Genomic DNA, 23368 nt, shown 5'->3' on the forward strand with positions numbered 1-23368 from the left:
CGCCTTGCCAGCGGAGCAAGGGGCTCAGGGGCCGCTGCGCGTTTCAAGGAGACGCAGATGCGCCGAATAGTCAAGCAAATCAATCTGCTCCGATGCGGTGATAGGGCAATGTGATGACAGAGAGAAGGGGGCGTGGGCGCTTTGCCCTAGGCTTCGTCCTCGGCGACGAGGAAAATTTCGCCAGCCGCCTCCATCTCGCGGATCGCGGCAACAATTTCGCCCATCGCGTCCTCGGAATCCTTTTCTTTGACCTTGCCAAGGTTGGCCATTTCATCGCGCAAGGATTGCGCCATGCGTTGCGACATATTGGTCAGGATGAATTCACCCGAGGCTTCAAGCGGGCCGATCGCGCCTGCCAATGCGGTGACCAAACGGGCCTGATCGACATTGCGCAGGATCTTGGGCACATCGCGCGGGTCGATCCGGGCGGGGATATTGGCGAAGGTGAAGATCGCTTTGCGCACCTGATCGGCAAAAACCTGATCTTCCTCTTCCAGGCCCTTCAGCACCGCGTCGCGCGTGATCGAGGCCGAATAGTTCAGGATCGCGCCGACACGTTCCACCGGGCCGGTGTCAAAGGCTTTGGCGGGTTGCGCATCCAGTTGCGCTGCCAAGGCTTGGCCGATGCGATGCACGGTGTCGGGCGCGACATTGCCCGTCAGCGAGACCGCATAGGCCACGCGGCGCGCCTTGTCACCGGGCAGCAGGCCCAGCAACTCCGCAGCTTTCGCCACGGAGAGTTTCGACAGCATAACTGCGCCCACCTCAACGCTTTCTTCTTCAAGGACGGGATGCAACAGCTCGGCAGACAGGCCAGTAATGCGCTCCCACGGGTCGGCGCGCGATGACCCAGACGCAAGCCTGCGCAACCGGGTTGAGGCAGATGGCGATAGCTGCCCGTCCAGCAGGCTTAACGCCCCATCCAGCCCGCCGGGAAAGGCCAGGCCAACCGAATCCAGCTCGGCGCAGAATTCTTCGACGACGGCGCTAAGGGTGTCGCGATCTACAAGACGAAGTCGTCCAACCGCCTCTGTCAATTCGGTTTGATGATCGTCGCTAAGCTCGCTGAGCGGCAGTTTCAGCCCCTCAGACGCCAACAGGCGCACCACGATCGCCGCCTTTTGCTTGCGCGTCAAAACGGTGGGGGCGGCGGGGGGCGCAAGGCCCGGCACCGCATCGCCAAGCCCGGCCAACTGGCCGAGTGGCTGCATTTTTGCGACTGCGTTCACCGATAACCTCCGATTCCCTGAAACCGAGGTCACAGGATGGCATAGGCTCGGTTAAGACTTGCTTAGCGCCGCCAAGATTAGCTGGCTTGCAACACGCAGGATTTGGCGTCTTTATCCCAGACATGGCCTTGCGGGCAGGACATCGAAGCCTGATGTTCGCGCATGCAATCGGCGCTGGCAGCAAGCGGTGCAAGGACAAGCACGGCGACGGCGAGGATCGTTCTGGTCATCACGGTTCTCCATTAGCTGATGACCCAGCGTAAGCCGAATCACCCCCGTGAGACCAGTGTCAGATCACATAGCTGCGATTATTCCCCGAAAACGCGCTTGAAAACCGTGTCCACATGCTTGGTGTGATAGCCAAGATCGAATTTTTCGTTGATCTCGTCTTCACTAAGTGCAGCACGCACATCGGCATCGGCCAGCAATTCCTCGCGGAAATCGGCACCTTTTTCCCAGACTTTCATCGCGTTGCGCTGCACCAGTTTATAGCTGTCTTCGCGCGACACGCCCGCCTGCGTCAATGCAAGCAAAACCCGCTGGCTCATGACCAAGCCTTTGAACTTGTTCATGTTCGCCAGCATGTTGTCGGGGTAGATCACGAGATTCTCGATTACTCCCGCCAGACGGTTGAGCGCGAAATCAAGCGTCACGGTGGCATCGGGACCAATCGCGCGCTCGACCGAGGAATGCGAGATATCGCGTTCATGCCAAAGCGCCACGTTTTCCATCGCGGGCACGACGGCCATACGCACAAGGCGCGCGAGGCCGGTGAGGTTCTCCGTCAGCACCGGGTTACGTTTATGGGGCATCGCCGAGCTGCCCTTTTGGCCCTTGGAGAAGAACTCCTCGGCCTCAAGCACCTCGGTGCGCTGCATGTGGCGGATTTCAATCGCGACGTTTTCGATACTAGAGGCCACAACGCCCAGCGTGGCAAAGAACATCGCGTGACGGTCGCGCGGGATCACTTGGGTGCTGATCGGCTCAACACGCAGACCGAGTTTCTCGCAGACATGTTCCTCGACCGCCGGGTCGATATTGGCAAACGTGCCGACCGCGCCGGAAATCGCGCCGGTGGCCACTTCCCAACGCGCTTTTTCCAGACGGTTTTTATTGCGATCCATCTCGGCATAGAAGCGCGCGAAGGTCAGCCCCATCGTCGTCGGTTCGGCGTGAATGCCGTGGCTGCGCCCGATGCGCACGGTGTCTTTATGCTCAAACGCGCGCTTTTTCAGTGCGGCGAGCAGGCGGTCCATATCGGCCAGCAGAATATCGGCCGCGCGCACGAGTTGGACGTTAAAGGTGGTGTCCAGAACGTCCGAGCTGGTCATGCCCTGATGCACGAACCGTGCCTCGGTCGATCCGATATGCTCGGCCAGATGGGTCAGAAAGGCGATCACGTCATGCTTGGTCACGGCCTCGATCTCGTCGATGCGCGCGACGTCGAATTCCACGTCTTTCGCCTTCCACACAGCTTGCGCGGACTCGCGCGGGATCACGCCCAGATCGGCCTGAGCGTCGCAGGCATGAGCCTCGATCTCATACCAGATCTTGAACTTGCTGGCAGGTTCCCAGATATCGACCATCTCTTTGCGGGAATAACGCGGGATCATGGGCGCGGCCTTTCGATTGCAGGTGGTTTAGGCGGCTTGTTAGACTGTGCCTGCCTTTGGGGCAAGGGAGCGGTGATGATCAGGCTGTGCGATTTTGTGGGAGACTGGCGTTTGACGCGTCGGATTTCTCATAGCGATGGCAGCGTCGCGCGCTTTGAGGGCAGGGCGGTGTTTGCCCCTGATCCTGCCGGGCTTCGCTATCATGAGAGCGGCGATCTGGTTTTGCCGGGCGGGCAGCGCATGACGGGCGAGCGCAGCTATCTATGGCGCGAGGCGGGCGCGCAGATCGCGGTGGCATTCGCCGATGGCCGCCCGTTCCACGCCTTTGATCCCGCGGATCCCCGCGCGCATCACTCTTGTGCGCCCGACAGCTATGATGTGCGCTATGCATTTTGCGACTGGCCGCGTTGGCATTGCGTGTGGCGTGTGACAGGGCCGCGCAAGGACTACGTGATGGAATCGCATTATACGCGCCTGTGATCGCTGGCTTTGATCTGCGAATGAGACGGCGCAGTCAAATCTGATCACCTTCGTGCCACATTTGCGTGAAGTATTCCAACGCTTTGATTTTGCGACTTTTAATCCTTTGCAAAACGCAAAAATCAACACTTCCTTAACCATCTCTGCCGCGAAAGGAGCGCAACATCACTCCGCTTTGGACACAGATTTGAACGAATCCTTAACCATAACCGACCGTTGAAGGGTGCCATGAAAGGCCCCCGACGAAGGTAAGGGTTAGGGCACAAGCCATGAGCGAATTCACCACCAATATCGCGCTGAAACGCCAAGCGGTTGCACAGTCAAGTTTTGCAGGCGTTGCGCCTTACCGCGCTGCTGGCAAGCGGGTGTTTGATATCGTGATGGTGCTGGCGGTGATGCCGGTGCTGTTGCCGCTGGTGCTGCTGTTGGCCGTTTTGGTGTCGCTGGATGGCGGGCCTGCGTTCTTTGCCCAAAGCCGCATTGGCCGTGACGGTAAGACCTTCAAAATGTGGAAGCTGCGCACAATGGTGGTCAATGCCGAGGCCAAGTTGAGCGCGCTGTGCGCCGCCGATCCCGCAATTGCGCAGGAATGGGCCGTGAATCAAAAGCTCGCCCATGATCCGCGCATCACCCGTATCGGGGCGTTCTTGCGCCGCACCAGTCTTGATGAGCTGCCGCAGTTCTTCAACGTGCTGTTTGGTTCAATGAGCCTTGTTGGCCCGCGTCCCTTCCTTGCCTCGCAAGAAGAGACCTATCAGGATGCGATGGGCCGCGCTTATTACCGGATGCGTCCGGGCATCACCGGGCTGTGGCAAGTGGTGGGCCGCTCTTCTAGCGCGTTCGTGGATCGTGTCCGCTTTGACGAGCGCTACTATGCAAAAATGTCGCTGATGAGTGATGTGATGTTGTGCCTGATGACCGTCGCCGTGGTGTTCAAACAAACCGGCAAGTGATCGCGTGCCTCCCAAGCGATCTGCAAGCGACCCATGTTCGGGGCGTTTTGCCATTCAGCCTCGAACGGTGAGGAATTTCAGCCCGTTGCGGTCAAACCAAGCGGCACTCAAGCGCCCCGATTGGCTGGCACCGGTATCGAGCGCCACACGACCCCGATCCACAAACGGCTCGGCGACAACCCAGTGACCATGCGCAATCCACAGCCCGTCACGGCGCGGCGCGCTGCCAAACCGCGCATGCCCCCACAACAGCGCATCGGCGTTTTGACGTTCCAGCGGGTAGTAAGGATCGGCCCCGGCATGGGTCACCGCCAGATTGCTCTCGCGCCAATAGAGCGGACAGGCATCAAGCCAGGCCAGCGTCTCGGCCCCGATCGCGCGCGCCAGATCCATGCGCAGTGTGTCCAGTGCCTCCGTGTCCGGCTGGCTCGGGTTGGGCGGGGTCAGACCGTAACTGCGCAGGGTCGCAGCGCCCCCCAGCTTGAACCAGCGCACGGAATGCGCATCTGGCGAGATCAGGAAATCCAGCATCATGCGTTCATGATTGCCCATCAGGCAGATCACCCGCTCGGGCGCGGCCTGTTGTGCGGCGTGCAACATCGCCAGCACCCGCGCGCTGTCAGGGCCGCGGTCAATCATGTCGCCCACGGTGATGACACGCGCGCGCTCGGCCTCGGGCTGCTGGCCGATCTGGTCAAACATCGCGCCCAGCAAATCGGCACGCCCATGCAGATCGCCGATCACGCAGACCGGGTCTTGTGGCCGGGGCAGGCCGTGGTGTGGCGCGGCGCTTTTGGCGGGGCGCGCAAATTTATTAAGCAATGAGGTGAGCATGTTTGAAAGGGGTACTCGCGCAGGGCTGGAATCCCGTGTGTTTTGGCGACATAAGCATGTTCAGGACAAAGCGGAAGGGGGTCACACAAAGGTGGGCAACAAACCGCTGCACGCAAGGGGCGAGTGATGGCAGTTTCAAGCGCAGACAGGCGTATTTTGATCGTGGTGGAAAACCTGCCTGTGCCGCTGGATCGTCGCGTTTGGCTAGAGGCCACGACGCTGGCCGGGGCGGGCTATCAGGTGTCGGTGATCTGCCCGATGGGGCGGGGCTGGGATGCGCCTTATGAGGTGATCGAGGGCATCCATATCTATCGCCATCCTGCCCCGCCCGAGGCCCATTCCGGCGCGGTGGCCTACACCAAAGAGTATTGGCACGCGATCAAGGCATGGGGTCGTCTGGCCCGTGTGGTGCGGCGCGAGCGGGGTTTTGACGTCATTCAAGGCTGCAACCCGCCCGATCTGATCTGGCTGCTTGCGCTGCGCTATCGGCTGTCGGGCGTGCGCTATATGTTTGATCATCATGATGTCTGCCCCGAATTGTTTGAGGCCAAATTCAATAAAAAGGGCCTGCTGTGGGGTGTCATGCGAGTGTGGGAGCGTATCACCTTTGCCTGCGCGTCTGTGTCGATGGCCACCAACGAAAGCTTTCGCCAGATCGCTATCAAGCGTGGCAAGATGGCACCCGAGGATGTGTTCGTCGTGCGCTCGGCTCCGCGTGTTGAAACCTTTCTGCCCGGCCCCGGCGACGCGCGTTATCGCCACGGCGCGAAAACGGTGCTCGGCTATATCGGGGTGATCGGGCAGCAAGAAGGGATGGATCTGCTGATCGAGGCGCTGCACATCCTGATCCGCGATCTGGGTCATGACGATGTGCATCTGGTGATCGTGGGCTTTGGTCCCGAAGTGCCGATGGTGCAGGCCGATGTCGCCGCGCGTGGGTTGGCTGATCACGTCACCTTCACCGGCCCGCTGTATGGTGATGAGATGCTGGCGGCGATGAACGCGATTGATATCGGCGTCGCGCCCGATCCGAAAAACGCGATGAATGACATTTCGACGATGAACAAGGTCATGGAATATATGACGTTGGAAAAACCCTTGGTGCAGTTTGATCTGACCGAGGGTCGGGCCTCGGCGGGGGAGGCTGCGCGCTATGCCAAGGCCAATGATCCGCGCGATTTCGCCGCCCAGATCGCGGCGCTGATCGACGCACCCGAAGCCGCGCGCGCCATGGGGCAGGCGGGGCGTAAACGGGTGCTGGACTCGCTGGCCTGGGATTTCTCGGCCAAGCAGCTTCTGGCGGCCTATGATCGGTTATTCTTCAAGATCGGGAAATAATGTGCGTTGGTGTGGGGTAACTGTTTCGCCCTGCGCATGAAATTAGCCAAATGTTGACGCATTCGTGCTTGATTAGCGCCGCAATCTCGACACAAATACCCCCGACGCGCCCCGAATTAGCGGGGCAGATATCCGCTGGGGGGCTGATATGACGCGACATTCGAAAACCGGTTTCGGGGCTGCCGCCCTGATCTTGGGACTGATGCTGGCAGGCACAGCCGGGGCGGGCGATTTGCGCCAGATTGCCCCTGTTGAGGTCGTAGATACGGCCACGAAGCAAGGTGAATATGATCCGGTGGCCCATGCGCTGGCGACTGGCCTGACGCCCGAACGCGCCGATGCGATGCTTGATAGCGCGATGCAGACCGCACAAAGCTGCCCGATGGTGTTTGATACCCGCAAGCCGATTGCGCATTGCTGGGAAGGGCTTGAGCAGACCGGATCGTGATCTAGTCGGGAACGTAGGCGCGCATCTGGGGCAGGCTGCGCGCGATGAACTTCACCAAGCGCGCATCGGCCACCGAGATATCCTCATTCGCGCCAATCGGCGTGACATAGCGGATCAACGCGCCATCGGTGCGCCCGCGCGTGACGCCATCGACAATCACCGACAGCTTGGCGCGCCAGTCATTGATCATCGCCACGCCGCGCTCGTCAAACCAATAGTAAACCAACTGACGGTTCAGCCCCTTGGTGATCACCGCGCGGTTGACCTCGAACGGCGCGCGTCCCGGCAGCGTCAGGGTGTGGGGGGCAAAATCGCTGACCTCCCAGCCGCCCACGGGTAGACAGACCTCGGGGGAATGGATGCCCGCGCCGCCGGTCTGATCGCCATACCACGCCACGAACAGATTGACCGCCGCGCTGCGATCGGGGCTGGCGTAGATGGCGTTCAGATAATCACTCGCGCCCAGCACTTTCACGGTTTCGGGTTCCAGCGCGCGTGTCTCGCCGCGCCAGCCGTCAATGGTGCGCGGGAAGGTGGCAAAATCGCTGCGCTGGGGCGTGATTGCCTCGGGGCGGGGCAGGGCGATAAGGGCGGTGGTTGCCAATGCGGCCAACCCCAGTGCCACCATCAACGCGCGAGAGGGGGCGATATTGGCAAGCCTGCGCATTTCCGGCGCAAAGCGGCGATAATCCAGATCGAGCGCCTCTGACAGCGGGCGCGGATGGGGCGTCAGGCGTTGCAAGCCAACCGCTGTCAGGCTGAGGATCGCAATCGCTGCGCCGAAAATCACCCAGCCCTCAAAGACGTGCAAAAACCCTTCGGCCTGCCCGATCCCGTAGCTGTTGACCAAAATTGCCACAACGCCGATGCGCAAGCTGTTGAGCGCAATGGTCAGCGGTGCCGCCATCAGGAACAACACCGCCTTATGCCAGAACGGGCCGCGATAGAGGATGCCGAACAGGTAGGAAAAACTGAGGATCGGGAACAGGTAGCGCAGCCCCGAACAGGCCTCGGCGACTTGCAGCTTGTAGACGCCCAGATCAATCACATTGCCCGACAGAAACACCGGAATGTCAAACGCGCGCACCAACATCACGCCCAGCTGCGACGAGATCAGTTGCAGCACAATTGTCAGCTTCCAATAGAGGATCTGGGGCAGGGGCAGCATGAAAATCAGATGCAAGACGGGCTTCCAATGGCGGCGCCCCGCCTGCCAGCCCATGACCAACAGCACGACGCCCATCAGCCAGCCAATCAGCGCGTAGGTGACGATATCGGGGATCTGCGCAAGGGTGCCAAACGTCGCCACGCCAAGCGCAGCCATGATCGCGACAATGCCTTGCCAGCGGCTTTGATGCGCCAACGCAGGCGGGGCATGACGCAGCTCGCGCGCAAAAAGATAAAGCGAAATCAGCGGGATCAGCGGGCCGTGGCTGTATTCCGGCGTGGACCAGGCCGCGCCCAGACTGTGCAGGCCCAGCGTAAAAAACGGAGCGCAGGCCAAAGCGAGAGCGGCCGCCCCAAGGGCGCCCCACGGCAGGCTGCGCGCGGCGCGCAGATTGGTGCTGGCAATGCTCATGTCTGCTCTCGTTGGCGAGGCGTCTGATGCGCCCCTTTCGCCAAAGCTTACGGTGCAAATAGGCCCCGCCAAAGGCAAAACCGTGATCAAGCTGTGCGAAATGCAAGGGTCTGTGTCTTAATTCCCGCTTTTTGCACCCGCTTGCAGCGCCTTTAGCTTGGCGGGCGCATCTTTCATCTGCGCAGGCAAGTTAGCCCCGGCCAGATCCAGCGCTTTTTGCATCTGCTCGGCGGCCTTGGCATCCTGGCCATTGGCCGCCAGCACCATCGCATAATGATACTGCGCCAGCGCACTCTCGGGCAGACCAGCAGCGGCGGCGGCCAGCAACGGCTCGGCCTGCGCGAAGTTGCCAAGGCGGTATTCGGCCCAGCCATAGGTGTCTTTGAACGCAGGCTCGGGGCTTTCACGAAAACGCTGCGCGATGCGGGCGGCGCGGGTAAGACTGGGCTTGTCGTCGCGATGCTGGCTCAGCAGGCTGGCAAGGTTGTTGGCCAGCACCGCATTGTCGGAACTGCGCTGATAAAGCGCGTCATAGGTGGCGATTGCGGCCTCATACTGGCCCGCTTTTTGCTGTGAGCGAGCGCGATAGAGCAACAACAGCGGATCGGGCGAGGCGCCTTGCGCGGCCAGCGTCGTGTCGATGATCTGTGCGGCATCCCCGTCGCGCCCGGCGGCAGCCAGCAAGCGATACAACTGGCGCGCGGGCTGGCTGTCGGCGGGGCGTTCAGACAGCAGTGCACGCAAGCCCGCCTCGGCCGCTTTGCCCTGACCTGTCAGCGCGTCAAGATTGGCGCTGAGCAGGCGCAAGCCGCGATCGTCGGGGTTGGCGGCAAGCTGATCGGCCAAGTAGCTATGGGCGGCATCGGCGCGCCCGGCGGCAAGCTGGGCCTGAATTACGGCGGCAATCGCGCCGTTGTTGCTGGTGCTGTCGGCCAGCGATTTCAGCGTATCAATCGCCGCATCGCTTTGCCCGCGCCCCAGCAAAATCGCCGCGCGGATGGATTGCGCCAGCGCCGCACCCTCGGGACGTTTGAGCGCATCAAGATGCTCGGCGATGCGCTGAGCCTGCGCCCAATCAGTCTGGCTAAGCGCCAGATCGGCTTGGCGATGCAGCAGGCCCGGATCATCGGGATTGCGCTGGATCGCCTCGGATAGCAGAGCGGCTGCGGCGGTGATGCGTTTCTGATCAAGCAGAAAATCGGTGTAGTTGCGCGCCTCGGTGGCGCCGTGATCGGTGGCCTCATAGGCTTGCGCCAGACGTGCGCCCGCCAGATCGGGCGCGCCCTCGCGCAAGTTCGCCTGCGCCATCAGTGTCAGGGTCGGGGCGTTTTGCGGGGCCTGTTGCAGCGCGCGACGCAGCGCGACCAGCGCGTCTTCGGGATTGTCATCCTCAATCAGCCACTGCGCGCGCAGCCGCAGCGCCGCCACCAGATCGGGCGCGGCTTTGAGCGCTGCATCAAGTTCCGCCTGCGCTGCCTCGCGCTGTCCGGCACGGTCCAGCATCTGCGCATAGCTCACACGCAGCCGGTCGGTTTGCTCGCCCTCGGGCGCGTCCTGCAACAGGGTTTTCATCCGCGCGAGGGCTGAGTCCTGTCGCCCTGCGGTGAAATCGAGATCGGCCCGCATCGCGCCAAACAGCCGCGCATTGGGCGTGCCTTTGGATTGGGCGATCAGGCTGTCGAGTTCCTTCGCCGCCGCATCAACCCCCCGGCTTTGCGCCAGAAACTGCACAAGCTGCACATAGCCTTCGGTTTCCGAGGCCGGATCGCCCGCCAGTTTGCGCAGGAAATCGGCCGCGCCATCGGGATTATCGCGCAGCACATACCACGCAATCAGCGCGGTGCGGGTCTTGGGATCATCGGGAAACAGCTTTTGCATCTGCTTGAGCTGCGGGCCGATCTGATCATTGCGCTTGAGCTTTGCCAGCAGTTCCAGCCGCATCACTTGCAAGCGGTATTGTGCAGGTTTTTGCGCCAGCGCCGAGTCAACCGCCGCAAGCGTGCCTGCCTGATCGCCTTGCGCATTCAGCGTGTCGATCAGCACATGCCACGCGGTCGCAACATCGGGGGCGCGTTGGGCCAGCGCGCGCGCCTGCGTCGCTATGCCAGCATAGGCCGAGGTCTCATTGCGCGCCATCGCCGCGCGCAGTTGCAGCGCCAGCCCCACCGCCAGCGCACCCGGATCATCGGGGGCCAGATCAAGCGTGGCGTTCATCTGGCGGCGCGCCTCGTCAGGGTTGCCCGAGCGCAGCGATAGCTCGGCCAGAACACGATGCGCGTCGGCCAGATCGGGATATTGCTCGGCGAGACGCAGATATTGCCCATAGGCTTCTTGCACGCGACCGCTTGCCAATAGCAAATCGCCATATTCGCGCCGCGCCGCCTGATGCGAATTGTCGTATTCAAAGACGTTGCGCAGCTCGATCATGGCGCGGGGGATGTCGCCTTTTGCAACAAGTGCCATCGCGGAGTCGTAATAGTCGTCCGCTTTTTCCTGTTTGCTTTTGCAGCCCGCCAACGCGAGTGCCGCGCATAGCAAAATCAAGGCGGGTTTTGCCCCGTTCTGTCGCACCATCTGCCCTTGCCCCGATCATTGTTTCTGCGCTCTGAGTGGCGCTTTGCGACAGATTAGCCACAAATGCGTAATCAATAAAGACTTTCTCGCGGCGCAGTGCTGTCAGCTTCGCGTTCAAACGCCCCTTTGGAACAAAAACTGCGACCAATGCGCCGCAAATCGCACGCCTCACGCAGGGATTTGTTGCGAATTGCACAGATTTACGTTTCATTGAACGCGAACGAAAACGAGGCCAAAGGCCCGGATACAGGCATGGATGAGATTTACACCGATTTCTTCGGGCTGAAGGAGCGTCCCTTTTCGCTGCTGCCAGATCCCGAGTTCCTCTACTGGTCGCCCGAGCATAAGCACGCGGCGACGATGCTCGAATACGGGCTGTTTTCGCGCGCGCCGATCACGCTGATCACGGGCGAAGTGGGGGCGGGCAAGACCACCTTGCTGCGCCATCTGATGGCGACGATCACCGAGAACGTCACGATTGCGCTGGTGTCCAATGCGCGTGGCTCTCGTGAGGATCTGATCCGCTGGATCATGCTGGCCTTGGGCGAGCGGGTCGCTGCGGGCGAAGATTACGTGCTGATCTATGACCGTTTTCAGCAATTCCTGATCTCGGAATACGCGGCAGGCCGCCGCGTGGTGGTGGTGATCGACGAGGCGCAAAACCTTGATGCGGGGGTTTTGGAAGAGCTGCGCATGATCACCAATATCAACGCCGATAAGGACGAGCTGGTGCAGTTGATTTTGATGGGCCAGCCCGAGTTGCGCGATCTGATCGCGCAGCCGCAGTTGCGCCAGTTTGCGCAGCGCGTCGGGGCGGGGTTCCATCTGGGACCGATCGGGGCCGATTGCGCCCAACCTTATGTCACGCATCGCCTTGAGGTGGCCGGGGCCAAGCACGCGATTTTCACCCCCGAGGCCGCGCAAAAGGTGCATGCCTATACCGGGGGCATCCCGCGGCTGATGAACCAGCTTTGCGATCTGGGGATGGTCTATGCCTATTCGGCGCGCTCCGATCAGGTCACGGGCGAGATCATCGACAAGGTGATTGAGGATAACGTCTTTTATCTGCCCGTCGAGGTACAGGGCAAACCCCGCGTTGTCGCGCCTGCCAGCGGGTTTCGCTCGGGGCGCGCTGCTGCTGCTGCGGCTGTGCAAGGGGGCGCGTGATGCAAAGCGCGCGGTTCTATGCCAGCCTGTTGTTGCGCCGTATTCACTGGGTCATCCTGCTCACGCTTTTGGGCACGGCGGCGGGGCTGCTGGTCGCGCGCTCGATCACCCCGATCTATGAGGCCGACGCGCTATTGGTGGTTGAGGGCGACAGCATCCCCGACAAGCTGGCCACCAGCACGGTGCAGACCGACACCAACGCCAAGCTGCAGGTGATCCGCAAACGCGTGTTGTCGCGTGAAAGCCTGCTGGATATCGCCAAGCGGATGAACCTGTATCCCGCTCTGCGGCTAGACTCTGGCGCGCGCGATGCGGATGGCGTGTTTGCGGCAATGTCCAATTCGATCAAGATCGAGATCACCGGCGAGACCAATAACCGCCGCGTCCCCGAGCAGGCTACCTTTTTGACGGTTTCTTACGTGGCGGGCCGGCCCGCGCAGGCGGCGCAAGTTGCCAACGAGTTGGTGACGCGTATCCTGAAGGAAGACAGCGACATACGCACCAAATCGGCGCGCGACACGCTGGATTTCTTTACGCGCGAGGCAGATCGTCTTTCGGGGGAATTGTCGAAATCTTCTGCCGCAATCTTGAAGTTCAAGCAAGAAAACGGCGCGGCTTTGCCCGAGCGGCTGAATATCCTGCGCGATCAGGCCACCGAATTGCAAAGCGCACAAGGTAAACTTGCAGCGCAAAAAGCCGTGCTTGAGGATCAGTATGACAAGCTGGTGCGGCGTCATGAACTCTCGGGCGATAAGGTGGATCTGGATGCGATCTACCCGCCCCAATTGCGTGAGATGGCGCAGTTAAGCGCGCAGCAATCGGCCTTGCAGGCAGTCTTGCGCGAAGACGACCCGAAACTGGCGGCGCTGGGCGCGCAAATCGCCAGCCTGCGCGCCAAAGGCCTGCCCGCAATGCCCCAAGGTGATGCGTTTGATGAACGCTTGCGCCAGTTGGAAGACGAAATATTTGCCGCCGATGCGCAGGTGCAGGCCAATCGCGCAAGCTATGACCGCGTGCAGACCGATATCGCGCGCGTGCCGGCCAATGCGGCGACCCTTGATGCGCTGCAACTCGATCATGCCAATCTGCGCGATCAATATGACAAAGCGATCAGCGCGCGGGCGATGGCCACGACGGGCGACACGATTGAATCGCTATCCAAGGGCGAGCGGCTGACGGTGATTGACCAGGCGGTCGCGCCAAACTCTCCGATCAAGCCCAATCGCAAGACGATTGCGTTGGCGGGTTTTGGTGGGGGCTTGATGGTGGGGCTGTTGCTGGTTGCGGCATTGGCGCTGCTCAGCCCCGGTATTCGTCGCCCCGAAGATCTGACGACAAAGCTGGGGATCACCGCCTTTGCCACGCTGCCCTATGTCAGCACGGCGGCGGATCACGCGCAAACGCGGCGGCGTTTGGTGATCTCGTCGGGGGCGGTTGCGGTGGCGCTGATCGCGGTGGTGGTGCTGGTGGGTGTGCTCTACAAGCCGCTCGATCTGGTGTTTTGAGACAGGAGGGCTGAGCCATGGTTGAACGTCTGCGCGATGCGATCGCCCAAGCCCGCGCGAGCCGCGAGAACCGCGCGCTTGACGATGTGCGCCCGCGCGCGGGAGATCGCGCCACGATGACCTTGCGCCCCGGTATCGCGGGGGCGGCGTGGCAGGCGCTGGACCCGTGGTCGCCCGCGCCGCGTCTGTTGGAGGCCGCGCGTGTCGTCACGACCGAACCGCGCGCCGAGGCGGCCCCGTTCGATCTGATGCGCACCAAGATTTTGCAGCAGATGCGCGCCAAGGGCTGGAAACGGCTTGCGATCACCTCGCCCACGGCAGGGTGCGGAAAATCGACGATTGCGCTTAATCTGGCGTTCTCGCTGGCGCGTCAGGACGAGCTGTTCAGCATGCTGATCGAGGCTGATCTGCGCCGCCCCTCGCTGGCGCGGATGTTGCAGATTGAAAGCGGCGCGCAGGTGTCGCAGGTGCTGGACGGGCGCGCCGAGCTGCGCGAACACGCCTGTCGTTATGGCAGCAATCTGGCGATTGCCACCAATGCGCGCGCGGCTGAAAACCCTTCTGAGTTGATCCAGTCGCAGACCTGCGCGCAGGGGCTCGACCGGATCGAGGCGCTGTATCAGCCCGATCTGATGGTGTTTGACACGGCTCCTGTGCTGGTCAGCGATGATACGCTGGCGCTGGCGGCGCATGTGGATTGCGTGCTCATCATTGCGGCCACCGAAGAGACGACGATCAAAGAGATCGACATTTGCGAACGCGAGCTGGCCGAGCGCACCAATGTGATGGGCGTTGTGGTCAACAAATTCCGCTACTCGGGGCCGGAATATGGCTATGGCTACGGGGCCGAGGTCAGCCAGTAAGATTGGCTGGACCTTAGCCGTCCGCGCCGCAACGCTGCGCTTGGTTCAAAAATCCCATTTCTGTCAGGGCTTTGGACATATCTTCAGCGGTATAAGGTTTGCGCAGCATCGCCCCGCGGGGGAAATCGGCAATCGCGCCCTCGACCTCATCATAGCCAGTGGAATAGAGGATCGGAACTTGCAGCCTGGCCAGCGCCAGCGCCGCATCCAACGATGTCTCACCGCCCAAATTGACATCCAACAGCGCCAGCGTGGGCACAAGACCGCCCTCAATCAGGCTTAACGCCTCGCGCAATGTGCCGCAGGTCTGCACCTGAGACACACCCAGCTCATCGAGCATCGCCGCAGTGTCATAGGCCACGATCAACGCATCTTCCAGCACCAGTGCAGTGCCATCCAGACGTAGCGCAGCCTCGTGAATTTTATCGGGTTTGCAGTCGATCATGTCAGCCTCCACACCGGGCGAATGGCCCTGCTGTCGGCTGACCGGAGGAACCCTGCCCCCCGGCATATGAATACATCATAGTACTTCCCCAAGCAGCAGAGCGCGCCCATGATGAGCACCGCTTTGGCGAGAATGGCCGTGTTCGCGCTTCATGTCGTTAAACTATGACATAGCGCGGCGCGAAATACGATTATCTGGCGCGGGCGGCGCGATTTGCGCGCCTTTCCGCCGAACGCGCCGATCTGCCGCCGGTTTCTTGCGCAAAACTTTAGGAAAACGCGCCGCCAGAGCGGGGACGGGAACCGTTATTAACGATGTGGCGTTTAGCTTTTGACATAGGAAAGGACGAAACATGACCAAGAATTGTGAAATTTGTCCGTTCTCGAATAACCCCGCATTTGTGGCGCCAAGCAAGCAGGAGTGCGAGACCGTCAATCTGCATCGCATCGGCGAGATGCAGGTTGAGGCGGGGTGCGAAATTCTTGCAGAGGGCAGCGATCCGCGTCGCTTCTTTACCCTGCTTGAAGGTCAGGCGATGCGCTATCACACGTTGGAAGATGGCCGCCGTCAGGTGCTCAATTTCCTGTTTCCGGGCGATTTGATCGGGCTGGAGCCGATCATGCTGGGTGAGACGAGCCACGCGGTAGAGGCGCTTAGCCCGGTTTCGCTATGCGTGTTTGATCGCACGCAGATCTGGCAGATGTTTGCCAAAATGCCCGAGCGCGCCTTTATGCTGACATGGCAGGTCGCGCGCGAAGAGCATTTTCTGGGGCAGGCGCTGATCTCGGTCGGGCAGCGCTCGGCGCGGGAATCCTTGGCTTGGGCGTTCGTGTCGCTTTGGGATCGCGGTCAGCAATCGGGCATGGTCGAGGATGGCAAGATGCCGTTCCCGGTGCGCCAACAGGATCTGGCAGATGCGCTGGGGCTGTCGCTGGTGCATACGAACAAAACGCTGTCGCGGCTGCGCAGCGAAGACTTGGTCGTTTGGCGCGATGGGGTGTTGCAACTGCCCGATCGCGACGCTTTGGCGCGTGTGGGGCTAGTGGATTCCACGGTTATCAAAAAGCGCTTCTACCTGTGATCGCAACAGCACGACTCAGCGCACCGCGCTGAGGGTCGGGGCAGGGCGCGCCCCGCCCCACGCCCCCATTTCAAACCCTGAAATGTTCACGCGATGATCACGGCGCGATCACATCACAGAGAGATCACGCCGCGCGGCCTGTATTCGGGCCCAAAATTACAACCCTCGCACCCTGAATTTATTGAGTAAAAATAAGGTGTCGCAGGCGTGAGTTGTAAATTGTTTAATAAATCCAATTGGTTCCTCTTGGGGGGTGCGACATTTTGTCAAGTTGGATTGATCTGCGACATCCTGCCCTAGGTGACAAATCAGCGCGCATCAGAGGCCGGATTCCGGCGTGTCTCAAGCGCGAAAGAATAGGGAATAGAAAGGTATTCCAGGGTGTTTCAAAACTTGTACCAGCGCTCGCGCCACCTGACCCTTCCCGCCCTGTTGGCGGGTTCGGCTGTGTGGCTGTCAGGGTGCGCAGATAACGGGGTCATGTCACCGCTTGGCCCTGTCGCCGCGGCCGAAAAAACGCATATGATCGTGTTCTTCCTGTGGATGCTTCCGGTCTGTTTGCCGATCCTGATCGGCCTGCCGTGGATCTTGATCAAATACCGCCGTCAGGGTGGCTCGGGCACCTATCGCCCGAACTGGTCGCACTCGACCTTGGCCGAGTCGGTGATCTGGGGCGGCTCGACCATCTCGGTCATCATTTTGGGTGTTCTGGTCTGGATGAACACGATCAACGAAGATCCCTACAAACATACGGGCGTGAACCCGATCCATGTTCAGGTCGTGGGATCCGAGTGGAAATGGATGTTCATCTATCCCGGCAAGATGGCGAGCGTGAACAAGGTCGTTCTGCCGCAAAACACGCCGGTCGAGTTTGACATCACCGCCACGGGCGCGATGCAAAGCTTCTGGATTCCGCGTCTGGCGGGGCAGATCTATGCGATGCCGGGCATGCAGACCAAGATGAACATGACCACGGGCGACCTTGCGCAGCTTGAGGGCTTTAACAGCCAGTTCAACGGTGCGGCCTTCCCGCTGGATAAGTTCGACGTCGATGTCGTGACCAAGGCGCAATATGACGCCTTCCTGCAGCAGCCGCGCAAGCCGTGGAACGAACTGCTGACCCAGTTCAAAAAGGTCGCGACCTGGAACGGCCCGCAGATCTTTGACGCACCGCCCAAAGGCTGGTGGGACAAGGCCTCGATGAACCCGGATATGGCGACCGAAGGCGGGGCTGCGATCCTGCCCGACAACGCCCCCGAGCAGAAAAAGATCGATGAAGCGATCCATAACGAGCTTCATCTGACGCAAAATCAATCCCAAGGGGGCGCGCAATGAGTATTCTTGGTAGCCTGAACTGGGACGATATTTTTATCGTTCCCTTCTTCAAAGAGCCGTCCACCTCGACGGCGATCGCGGCTGCGGCCGGAGGGATCGTCGTTCTGGGCGCGCTCGCCGTGCTGGTGTTGCTGACCGTCAAGGGCTGGTGGAAACCGCTTTGGACGAACTGGATCACCACGCTCGATCACAAGAAAATCGGTGTGATCTATATCGTTTTGGCCGCGATCATGCTGATCCGGGGCGTGCTGGAGGCGGTCGTGATGCGCGCCCAGCAGGTGTCTCCGGCGCCGGGGTTCCTCTCGGTCGAGCACCATGCCGAGCTGTTCTCGACCCATGGCACGATCATGATCTTCTTTGTCGCGATGCCGCTGTTGATCGGCTTGATCAACGTGGTGATGCCGCTGCAAATCGGCGCGCGCGACATGGAGTTCCCGTTCATGAACGCGGTCTCGCTGTGGCTGTCGGTGGGTGGCGCGGCGCTGGTGATGGCTTCGCTGGTGATCGGTCGCTTTGAGACCGGTGGCTGGACGGCCTATCCGCCCTATACCGGCATCAAGCTGTCGCCCGATGAGGGTGTGGATTACTGGATCTGGTCGCTGATGCTGACCGGTATCGGCACGACGCTGTCGGGCATCAACTTTGCCGTCACGATCTACAAGCAACGTGCGCCGGGCATGACGCTGATGAAGATGCCGATCTTTGCCTGGACCACGCTTTGCACCGCGATCCTGATGATCTATGCAATGGTGCCGCTTGCGGTGGCCTCGGCCATGCTGGCGCTGGATCGCCATGCGGGGTTCCACTTCTTTACCGCTGATGCGGGTGGCAACATGATGAACTTTGCCAACCTGTTCTGGCTGTTCGGTCACCCCGAAGTGTACATCCTGATCCTGCCGGCCTTTGGCGTGTTCTCGCATGTGATCCCGACCTTCTCGGGCAAGAAGCTGTATGGCTACACCTCGCTGGTTTGGGCGACGGTCGCGATTGCGGTGCTGTCCTTTACCGTTTGGGTGCACCACTTCTTCACGATGGGGCAAACCGCGCACCTGAACGCGATCTTCGGCATCGCGACGATGACGATTGGCGTGCCCACGGGCGTGAAAGTCTATAACTGGATGCTCACGATGTGGCGCGGCAAGCTGCGTTTCTCCACCGCGATGCTGTTCTCGGCGGGCTTCATGTTCACCTTCGTGATCGGCGGGATTACCGGCGTTATGCTGGCCAACCCGGTGATCTCGTTTGCCGCGCATAACTCGCTGTTCCTGGTGGCACACTTCCACAACATGCTTATTCCGGGCCTGCTGTTTGGGATGTTTGCAGGTATCAACTACTGGTTCCCGCTCGCCTTCGGCTTCCGTCTGGATGAGAAATGGGGCCGTCGCAGCTTCTGGCTGTGGATGGTTGGCTTCTACCTCACCTTCATGCCGCTTTACGCAATCGGCCTGATGGGTGCGCCGCGCCGCATGGCCTTCTTGACCGATCCGGCCTATCTGCCGTGGCTGATGATTTCGATGGTTGGTGCACTTGCGGTGCTGGCCGGTCTGACCTCTCAGGTCATTCAGGTCTGGGTGTCGGTGAAAAACCGCGAAAGCCTGATGGTGCCCGCAGGCGATCCGTGGGATGGCCGGGGTCTGGAATGGTCGCTGGGTTGCCCGGTGCCCGAACATGACTTCACCACGATCCCCAACATCACCTCGCGTGAGCCCTGGGTCGAGGCGAAAGAGCGCGGTCTGCGCGTGATGGAGCCGACCGAGTTCGTCGACATCCACCTGCCCAAAAACACCTCCATGGGGTTCGTGGTCGCGATGGTGGCAACCGTCGGCGCGTTTGGCCTGATCTTTCAGATGTGGTGGCTTGGGGCGCTGTGCTGGATCGCGATGTTCGTGCTGGTGCTGATCCGCTCTTATGACACGGATTGGGAAAAGACCGTCACCGCCGAGGAGCTGCGCGCCGATTACGAGCGTCACAAGCATGTCGTCGAGACGACCCCCAAGGTCAGCCTTGATGACGAGTTTACCTCGAAAAACCGTGGCTTGGTTATCGATATGGAGACAGCGCAATGAGTGCGACAACAACCAATCTGGGGGCACATGCCCCCAGCGACCACGGGCACGCCCATGGTCACGACAAATCGGGGACGGTGATCTTCGGCTTCTGGATTTTCCTGATGTCCGACCTCATCGCGTTCTCGCTGTTCATCGCAACCTATGCCGATGCGGAATGGCACGGCGTCGCCAACGGCCCCAGCCCGCATGAGCTGTTCAGCCTTGGCCTGCCGTCGCTGGAAACGCTGGCGCTGTTGATCTCGACCTTCACCTTCGGGATCTGCACGCTGGGCATGAAATACAACGCCACCATGCGCCGCACGATCGGCTGGCTTGTGGTGACGCTGGCGTTTGGTGCGATCTTCCTTGGGATCGAGCTGTATGAATTCCACGAATTCTGGACCGAGGGCAACACGCCGCAAGTCTCGGGCTTCTTGAGCGCCTATTACGCGCTGGTCGGGATGCACGGGCTGCACGTTACTTCAGGCATCATCTGGGGTCTGCTGCTGATCGTTCAGATGAAAACGATGGGCATGACCGAGCTGGTCAAAACCCGCCTGATGCGTTTGGGCCTGTTCTGGCACATGCTCGATATCGTGTGGATCGCACTGTTCACGAAAATCTATCTGATGGGGGTGCTGTCATGAGTGCGGTTTCTTCTGATCTCGGCATGGATAGCGCCGAGTACAAACACGATATCGCGCGCTACGGCTGGGGCTTTGGCCTGTCGGTTGTGCTGACGGCGGCCTCTCTGGTCATCGTCGCGGGCGGGCTGTTTCCGGGCATCGCTTGGGGCACAGTTGGCATTTTGGGCATCGCCCAGCTTGTCATTCAGTTCTGGGCGTTCATGCACCTCGACTTCTCGATGGAATCGCGCCGCGATCTGTATCTGGTGCTGTTCTCGTTCTTGATCGTGATCATTTTGGCGGGGGGCACGGTCTGGGTGCTGGCCGATCTGGCAAGCCGGATGGGCATGGGCTCGGGCAATATGGCCAAGATGAGCGCGCCGATGACCGATGATATGGGCGATGCCATGGGCGGTATGACCGGCATGAAAGGCACGTCCGATACGAAGGGCATGAGCGACATGAAGGGGATGTCGGGGTCCAACTAAGGGCCTGCATCCGCAAAGCTTTAAGGGGCGGCCTTCGGGTCGCCCTTTTTCATGCGCGCTGCGTGATGTCTTACGATGCCAGCGACACCGCCTTGATCATCGCGTGACATTCCAGCCCCGCGCGCAAGCCAAGGGCGGCGACCGAGCGCGTGGTCAATCGCGCCAGCAGCCGTTCCTCCCCCAAAGCCAGTTTCACGAAAACCGAGGGGCCATCGGGTGCGCCGACCTCTAACACCGTGACGCGCAGGATATTGAGCGCCGAGACCTGCTCGGGCTGCACCAGCGCCAGCGTCACATCCGCGCCGTGAATTTGCAGTCGCAGATCGGTGCCCATGGCCATGCCGGGCGCTTCAAGATAAATCGCGCCGCCCGCCGTTTCGATCCGCGCCAGCCCGTCGTGTTCTTGCGCCGCGACCCGCCCCGAGATCAGCGCCCCCGCCGCGCGCCCGCCAAAGCCCCCCGCAGCGCCGGGATCGGCCAGCACATCGCGCGCCGGACCAAAGGCGCGCAGATGCCCGTCCTCAAGCAGCGCGACAGAGCTGGCCAGCCGCGCGACCTCGGCCGGCGCATGGCTGACATAAAGGATCGGCAGCTTGACCTCATCGCGCAGGGTTTCGAAATAGGGCAGGATCTCGGCCTTGCGCGCCCCGTCGAGCGCCGCCAGCGGTTCGTCCATCAACAACATGCGCGGCTTGGACAGCAGCGCGCGCCCCAAAGCCACCCGCGCGGCCTCACCCCCCGATAGGGCGCCAGGACGCCGGTCCAGCAGCGCGCCAAGGCCCAGCATCTCGACCGCGCGATCAAACCCGATCACGCCGGGGCCGGGCGGGGCAAAGCGCGCGCCGTAAGTCAGGTTCGCGCGCATGTCGAGATGGGGAAACAGCCGCGCCTCTTGAAACACATAGCCGATGCGGCGGCGATGGGGGGGCAGGGCGATGCCCGCTTGCGTGTCCAGTAAAACCTCGCCGTCCACCGCGATGCGCCCGTGATCGGGGCGCAGCAGGCCCGAAACCGCGTTGACGACCGTGCTTTTGCCCGCGCCCGAATGACCAAACAGCGCGGTGATCCCGCCCGGCGCATTCAGCGCAAGATCCAGCGCAAAGCCCGCGAACTGGTGTTTCAGCGCAATCTCAAGCATCGCGCCCCGCAATCCGCGCAGCAATGCGTTTCGCCAAAGCTTCGGATACCAACAGCGCACCAAGGGCCAGCGTAATCGAGATCACCACCAGCTTGGCCGCCGAACCCTCGCCACCAGGCACCTGCAACTGCGAATAGATCGCAAGGGGTAGGGTCTGGGTCTGGCCGGGAATGTTGGACACAAAGGTAATCGTGGCGCCAAATTCGCCCATCGCCTTGGCGAATGCGGTGATTGCGCCTGCGATGATGCCAGGCACGATCAGGGGTAGGGTGACGGTTGCAAACACCCACACGCGCGAAGCCCCGAGTGTCGAGGCCGCCGCCTCAAGCCTCGGGTCCACCGCCTCGATCGCCAACCGGATCGCGCGCACCATCAGCGGAAAGGCCATCACCCCCGCCGCGAGTGCCGCCCCCTTCCAGTTGAACGCCAGCGCAATGCCGATCCGCGCCAGCGCTGCCCCCAGCGGACCATTGGGCGCAAAGCCCAGCAGCAGCAAATACCCCGTTACAACCGGGGGCAGGATCAGCGGCAGATGCACCAACCCGTTCAGCAACCCATGCCCCACGAACCGCCCCCGCGCGAGCAAATAGGCAACGCCAATCCCCGGCGGCAGCGCGCAAGCCGTGGCGAGCCCCGCCACCTTGAGCGACAGCACGACTGCCTGCCATTCCGGGGGCGAGAGCCAACTCATTTCAGAACCTGAAACCCTTGAGCGGTGAAGACCCGTGCGGCCTCGGGGCTGCGCAGCGCGGCGTAAAAACTGCGCGCGGCGTCGCTGTCACTTAGGCGTGCGGCAGGGTAGCGGATCGGCGGGTGGCTGTCATCGGGGAAGGTCGCAACCACATGCACGCGCGGCTCGGCCACCGCATCGCTGTCATAGGTGATGCCATAAGGCGCAGCCCCCAGCGCCACCATCATCAGCGTCGCGCGCACGTTATCGGCCTGCGCCACATCACCTTTGATGCCGTCCCAAAGCCCGAAATGCTCCAGCGCCGCCTTGCCATATTGCCCCGCAGGCACGGCATCCACCAGTGCCATCGCCAGCTTGCCGCCCTTCAAAAGCGCTTTCAAATCAAGCCCTTCCGAAAGGGTGACAGGTGCCGCCTCGGGGTCATGCGCAATCAACACCAGATGATTGGCCAGCAGATCCTCGCGCGCTTTGACCTTGCCCGTCTTGGTCACGCTCTCCATCCAGCCGGGATTGGCAGAGATAAAGATATCGACCGGTGCGCCCGCAGTGATCTGGCGCGCCAAAGCCCCCGATCCGGCATAGGAAATATGCGCGAGATTGCCGGTCTGCGCCTCCCAGCCTCGCGCCACCTCATCCAGCGCGGTCTTCATCGACGCGGCGGCAAATACCGTCACCTCGCCCGCGCGCGCGGGCAAAGCGAAACCGAGGGAGAGCAATATCAGGGCAAAAATCCGGATCATGGGCGTAAACCTTTTGCGGGGTCGATATGTCCGGTTGAACATATTGCAAGCCAAGCACCGCTGACAAGCCGCTTTTCGCGCGCTTCCAAGTGTTGGAAATATCCCGGGGGAATTGGCCGCAGGCCAAGGGGGCAGCGCCCCCTCATTAGTCGTTACGTGTCGCCATCCGGCGACGGAGGGGCAGCGCCCCCTC

At 61.3% G+C, this 23368-nt stretch carries 22 protein-coding genes; 12 read left to right on the forward strand and 10 right to left on the reverse strand.

Annotated features, from left to right (window positions below; genetic code table 11):
* Positions 1–146 precede the first annotated feature (146 nt).
* The 3 genes from DT23_RS07215 to purB form a co-directional block, all read right to left on the reverse strand.
* Positions 147–1211 (reverse strand): flagellar motor switch protein FliG, encoded by a 1065-nt coding sequence (locus tag DT23_RS07215; protein ID WP_081846979.1) that lies wholly within the window; start codon positions 1209–1211, stop codon positions 147–149.
* Between the two features lie 95 nt (positions 1212–1306).
* Positions 1307–1459, reverse strand: coding sequence for a hypothetical protein (locus DT23_RS19400; protein ID WP_156023878.1), 153 nt, complete (start codon positions 1457–1459; stop codon positions 1307–1309).
* Between the two features lie 78 nt (positions 1460–1537).
* The gene (gene purB / locus DT23_RS07220; protein WP_038129858.1) at positions 1538–2842 is read right to left on the reverse strand and encodes an adenylosuccinate lyase; all 1305 of its coding nucleotides are present in this window, start codon (positions 2840–2842) and stop codon (positions 1538–1540) included.
* 75 nt (positions 2843–2917) lie between these two features.
* On the opposite strand from purB, the gene DT23_RS07225 reads away from it, so the two are divergent.
* On the forward strand, positions 2918–3322 hold the full coding sequence (locus DT23_RS07225) for a DUF6314 family protein (RefSeq protein ID WP_038129860.1): 405 nt from the start codon (positions 2918–2920) through the stop codon (positions 3320–3322).
* Between the two features lie 269 nt (positions 3323–3591).
* Entirely contained in the window at positions 3592–4275 is a 684-nt protein-coding gene (locus DT23_RS07230; RefSeq protein WP_038129862.1) for a sugar transferase, read from the forward strand.
* A gap of 54 nt (positions 4276–4329) precedes the next feature.
* Here the strand turns inward: DT23_RS07230 and DT23_RS07235 are convergent, their stop codons facing one another.
* Positions 4330–5097, reverse strand: coding sequence for a metallophosphoesterase family protein (locus DT23_RS07235; protein ID WP_240473561.1), 768 nt, complete (start codon positions 5095–5097; stop codon positions 4330–4332).
* Positions 5098–5235: 138 nt separating this feature from the next.
* Here DT23_RS07235 and DT23_RS07240 point away from each other — a divergent pair, with 138 nt between their 5' ends.
* Both DT23_RS07240 and DT23_RS07245 read left to right on the forward strand, forming a co-directional pair.
* Positions 5236–6447: a glycosyltransferase family 4 protein gene (locus tag DT23_RS07240; RefSeq protein WP_038129864.1), complete on the forward strand. Its 1212-nt coding sequence runs from the start codon at positions 5236–5238 to the stop codon at positions 6445–6447.
* A 148-nt stretch (positions 6448–6595) separates the two neighbouring features.
* Complete coding sequence (locus DT23_RS07245) at positions 6596–6895, forward strand: hypothetical protein (RefSeq protein WP_038129867.1); 300 nt, start codon at positions 6596–6598, stop codon at positions 6893–6895.
* Position 6896: 1 nt separating this feature from the next.
* On the opposite strand, the gene xrtD is transcribed toward DT23_RS07245, so the two are convergent.
* Both xrtD and DT23_RS07255 read right to left on the reverse strand, forming a co-directional pair.
* Positions 6897–8474 carry a VPLPA-CTERM-specific exosortase XrtD gene (gene xrtD, locus DT23_RS07250; RefSeq protein WP_038129869.1) on the reverse strand — a complete coding sequence of 526 codons (1578 nt, stop codon included), beginning with the start codon at positions 8472–8474 and terminating at the stop codon, positions 6897–6899.
* 117 nt (positions 8475–8591) lie between these two features.
* Complete coding sequence (locus DT23_RS07255; RefSeq protein ID WP_038129872.1) at positions 8592–11048, reverse strand: tetratricopeptide repeat protein; 2457 nt, start codon at positions 11046–11048, stop codon at positions 8592–8594.
* A 252-nt stretch (positions 11049–11300) separates the two neighbouring features.
* Here DT23_RS07255 and DT23_RS07260 point away from each other — a divergent pair, with 252 nt between their 5' ends.
* Genes DT23_RS07260 through DT23_RS07270 form a run of 3 tightly spaced genes read left to right on the forward strand, consistent with a single transcriptional unit; the run spans position 11301 to position 14583 of the window.
* Entirely contained in the window at positions 11301–12215 is a 915-nt protein-coding gene (locus DT23_RS07260) for an ExeA family protein (RefSeq protein WP_051697113.1), read from the forward strand.
* Positions 12215–13720 (forward strand): GumC family protein, encoded by a 1506-nt coding sequence (locus DT23_RS07265; RefSeq protein WP_038129876.1) that lies wholly within the window; start codon positions 12215–12217, stop codon positions 13718–13720. Before DT23_RS07260 ends, DT23_RS07265 begins: the two co-directional genes overlap by 1 nt.
* Positions 13721–13737: 17 nt before the next feature.
* On the forward strand, positions 13738–14583 hold the full coding sequence (locus DT23_RS07270; RefSeq protein ID WP_051697104.1) for a CpsD/CapB family tyrosine-protein kinase: 846 nt from the start codon (positions 13738–13740) through the stop codon (positions 14581–14583).
* Between the two features lie 13 nt (positions 14584–14596).
* Here DT23_RS07270 and DT23_RS07275 read toward each other — a convergent pair whose 3' ends face one another.
* Positions 14597–15028, reverse strand: a complete 432-nt coding sequence (locus tag DT23_RS07275) for a response regulator (RefSeq protein ID WP_038129879.1) — start codon at positions 15026–15028, stop codon at positions 14597–14599.
* A 352-nt stretch (positions 15029–15380) separates the two neighbouring features.
* Here DT23_RS07275 and DT23_RS07280 point away from each other — a divergent pair, with 352 nt between their 5' ends.
* From DT23_RS07280 to DT23_RS18470, 5 genes are all read left to right on the forward strand, one after another.
* Positions 15381–16109, forward strand: a complete 729-nt coding sequence (locus tag DT23_RS07280; RefSeq protein WP_038129881.1) for a Crp/Fnr family transcriptional regulator — start codon at positions 15381–15383, stop codon at positions 16107–16109.
* A gap of 480 nt (positions 16110–16589) precedes the next feature.
* On the forward strand, positions 16590–17444 hold the full coding sequence (locus DT23_RS07285; protein ID WP_051697105.1) for a cytochrome ubiquinol oxidase subunit II family protein: 855 nt from the start codon (positions 16590–16592) through the stop codon (positions 17442–17444).
* A complete protein-coding gene (locus tag DT23_RS07290) occupies positions 17441–19510 on the forward strand; it encodes a cbb3-type cytochrome c oxidase subunit I (protein WP_081846980.1) in 2070 nt (689 codons plus the stop codon). The genes DT23_RS07285 and DT23_RS07290 overlap by 4 nt, the downstream gene beginning before the upstream one ends.
* Positions 19507–20139 (forward strand): cytochrome c oxidase subunit 3, encoded by a 633-nt coding sequence (locus DT23_RS07295; protein ID WP_038129884.1) that lies wholly within the window; start codon positions 19507–19509, stop codon positions 20137–20139. The genes DT23_RS07290 and DT23_RS07295 overlap by 4 nt, the downstream gene beginning before the upstream one ends.
* Positions 20136–20606, forward strand: a complete 471-nt coding sequence (locus DT23_RS18470; RefSeq protein ID WP_051697106.1) for a cytochrome o ubiquinol oxidase subunit IV — start codon at positions 20136–20138, stop codon at positions 20604–20606. The genes DT23_RS07295 and DT23_RS18470 overlap by 4 nt, the downstream gene beginning before the upstream one ends.
* Before the next feature lie 70 nt (positions 20607–20676).
* Here DT23_RS18470 and modC read toward each other — a convergent pair whose 3' ends face one another.
* Genes modC through modA form a run of 3 tightly spaced genes read right to left on the reverse strand, consistent with a single transcriptional unit; the run spans position 20677 to position 23175 of the window.
* Positions 20677–21744 (reverse strand): molybdenum ABC transporter ATP-binding protein, encoded by a 1068-nt coding sequence (gene modC / locus DT23_RS07305; protein WP_038130015.1) that lies wholly within the window; start codon positions 21742–21744, stop codon positions 20677–20679.
* Entirely contained in the window at positions 21737–22435 is a 699-nt protein-coding gene (gene modB / locus DT23_RS07310; protein WP_038129886.1) for a molybdate ABC transporter permease subunit, read from the reverse strand. The genes modC and modB overlap by 8 nt, the downstream gene beginning before the upstream one ends.
* Complete coding sequence (modA, locus tag DT23_RS07315; RefSeq protein WP_038129889.1) at positions 22432–23175, reverse strand: molybdate ABC transporter substrate-binding protein; 744 nt, start codon at positions 23173–23175, stop codon at positions 22432–22434. Before modA ends, modB begins: the two co-directional genes overlap by 4 nt.
* Positions 23176–23368: the final 193 nt, after the last annotated feature.

Origin of the sequence: Thioclava indica, assembly GCF_000714545.1 — a bacterium.
Lineage (GTDB): Bacteria > Pseudomonadota > Alphaproteobacteria > Rhodobacterales > Rhodobacteraceae > Thioclava > Thioclava indica.

What these genes read in the sequence shown, in the direction of transcription:
- DT23_RS07215 (WP_081846979.1), bottom strand. Translation starts at nt 1,211, where the DNA reads ATGCAGCCACTCGGCCAGTTGGCCGGGCTTGGCGATGCGGTGCCGGGC.
- DT23_RS19400 (WP_156023878.1), bottom strand. Translation starts at nt 1,459, where the DNA reads ATGACCAGAACGATCCTCGCCGTCGCCGTGCTTGTCCTTGCACCGCTT.
- purB (WP_038129858.1), bottom strand. Translation starts at nt 2,842, where the DNA reads ATGATCCCGCGTTATTCCCGCAAAGAGATGGTCGATATCTGGGAACCT.
- DT23_RS07225 (WP_038129860.1), top strand. Translation starts at nt 2,918, where the DNA reads ATGATCAGGCTGTGCGATTTTGTGGGAGACTGGCGTTTGACGCGTCGG.
- DT23_RS07230 (WP_038129862.1), top strand. Translation starts at nt 3,592, where the DNA reads ATGAGCGAATTCACCACCAATATCGCGCTGAAACGCCAAGCGGTTGCA.
- DT23_RS07240 (WP_038129864.1), top strand. Translation starts at nt 5,236, where the DNA reads ATGGCAGTTTCAAGCGCAGACAGGCGTATTTTGATCGTGGTGGAAAAC.
- DT23_RS07245 (WP_038129867.1), top strand. Translation starts at nt 6,596, where the DNA reads ATGACGCGACATTCGAAAACCGGTTTCGGGGCTGCCGCCCTGATCTTG.
- xrtD (WP_038129869.1), bottom strand. Translation starts at nt 8,474, where the DNA reads ATGAGCATTGCCAGCACCAATCTGCGCGCCGCGCGCAGCCTGCCGTGG.
- DT23_RS07255 (WP_038129872.1), bottom strand. Translation starts at nt 11,048, where the DNA reads ATGGTGCGACAGAACGGGGCAAAACCCGCCTTGATTTTGCTATGCGCG.
- DT23_RS07260 (WP_051697113.1), top strand. Translation starts at nt 11,301, where the DNA reads ATGGATGAGATTTACACCGATTTCTTCGGGCTGAAGGAGCGTCCCTTT.
- DT23_RS07265 (WP_038129876.1), top strand. Translation starts at nt 12,215, where the DNA reads ATGCAAAGCGCGCGGTTCTATGCCAGCCTGTTGTTGCGCCGTATTCAC.
- DT23_RS07270 (WP_051697104.1), top strand. Translation starts at nt 13,738, where the DNA reads ATGGTTGAACGTCTGCGCGATGCGATCGCCCAAGCCCGCGCGAGCCGC.
- DT23_RS07275 (WP_038129879.1), bottom strand. Translation starts at nt 15,028, where the DNA reads ATGATCGACTGCAAACCCGATAAAATTCACGAGGCTGCGCTACGTCTG.
- DT23_RS07280 (WP_038129881.1), top strand. Translation starts at nt 15,381, where the DNA reads ATGACCAAGAATTGTGAAATTTGTCCGTTCTCGAATAACCCCGCATTT.
- DT23_RS07285 (WP_051697105.1), top strand. Translation starts at nt 16,590, where the DNA reads ATGTCACCGCTTGGCCCTGTCGCCGCGGCCGAAAAAACGCATATGATC.
- DT23_RS07290 (WP_081846980.1), top strand. Translation starts at nt 17,441, where the DNA reads ATGAGTATTCTTGGTAGCCTGAACTGGGACGATATTTTTATCGTTCCC.
- DT23_RS07295 (WP_038129884.1), top strand. Translation starts at nt 19,507, where the DNA reads ATGAGTGCGACAACAACCAATCTGGGGGCACATGCCCCCAGCGACCAC.
- DT23_RS18470 (WP_051697106.1), top strand. Translation starts at nt 20,136, where the DNA reads ATGAGTGCGGTTTCTTCTGATCTCGGCATGGATAGCGCCGAGTACAAA.
- modC (WP_038130015.1), bottom strand. Translation starts at nt 21,744, where the DNA reads ATGCTTGAGATTGCGCTGAAACACCAGTTCGCGGGCTTTGCGCTGGAT.
- modB (WP_038129886.1), bottom strand. Translation starts at nt 22,435, where the DNA reads ATGAGTTGGCTCTCGCCCCCGGAATGGCAGGCAGTCGTGCTGTCGCTC.
- modA (WP_038129889.1), bottom strand. Translation starts at nt 23,175, where the DNA reads ATGATCCGGATTTTTGCCCTGATATTGCTCTCCCTCGGTTTCGCTTTG.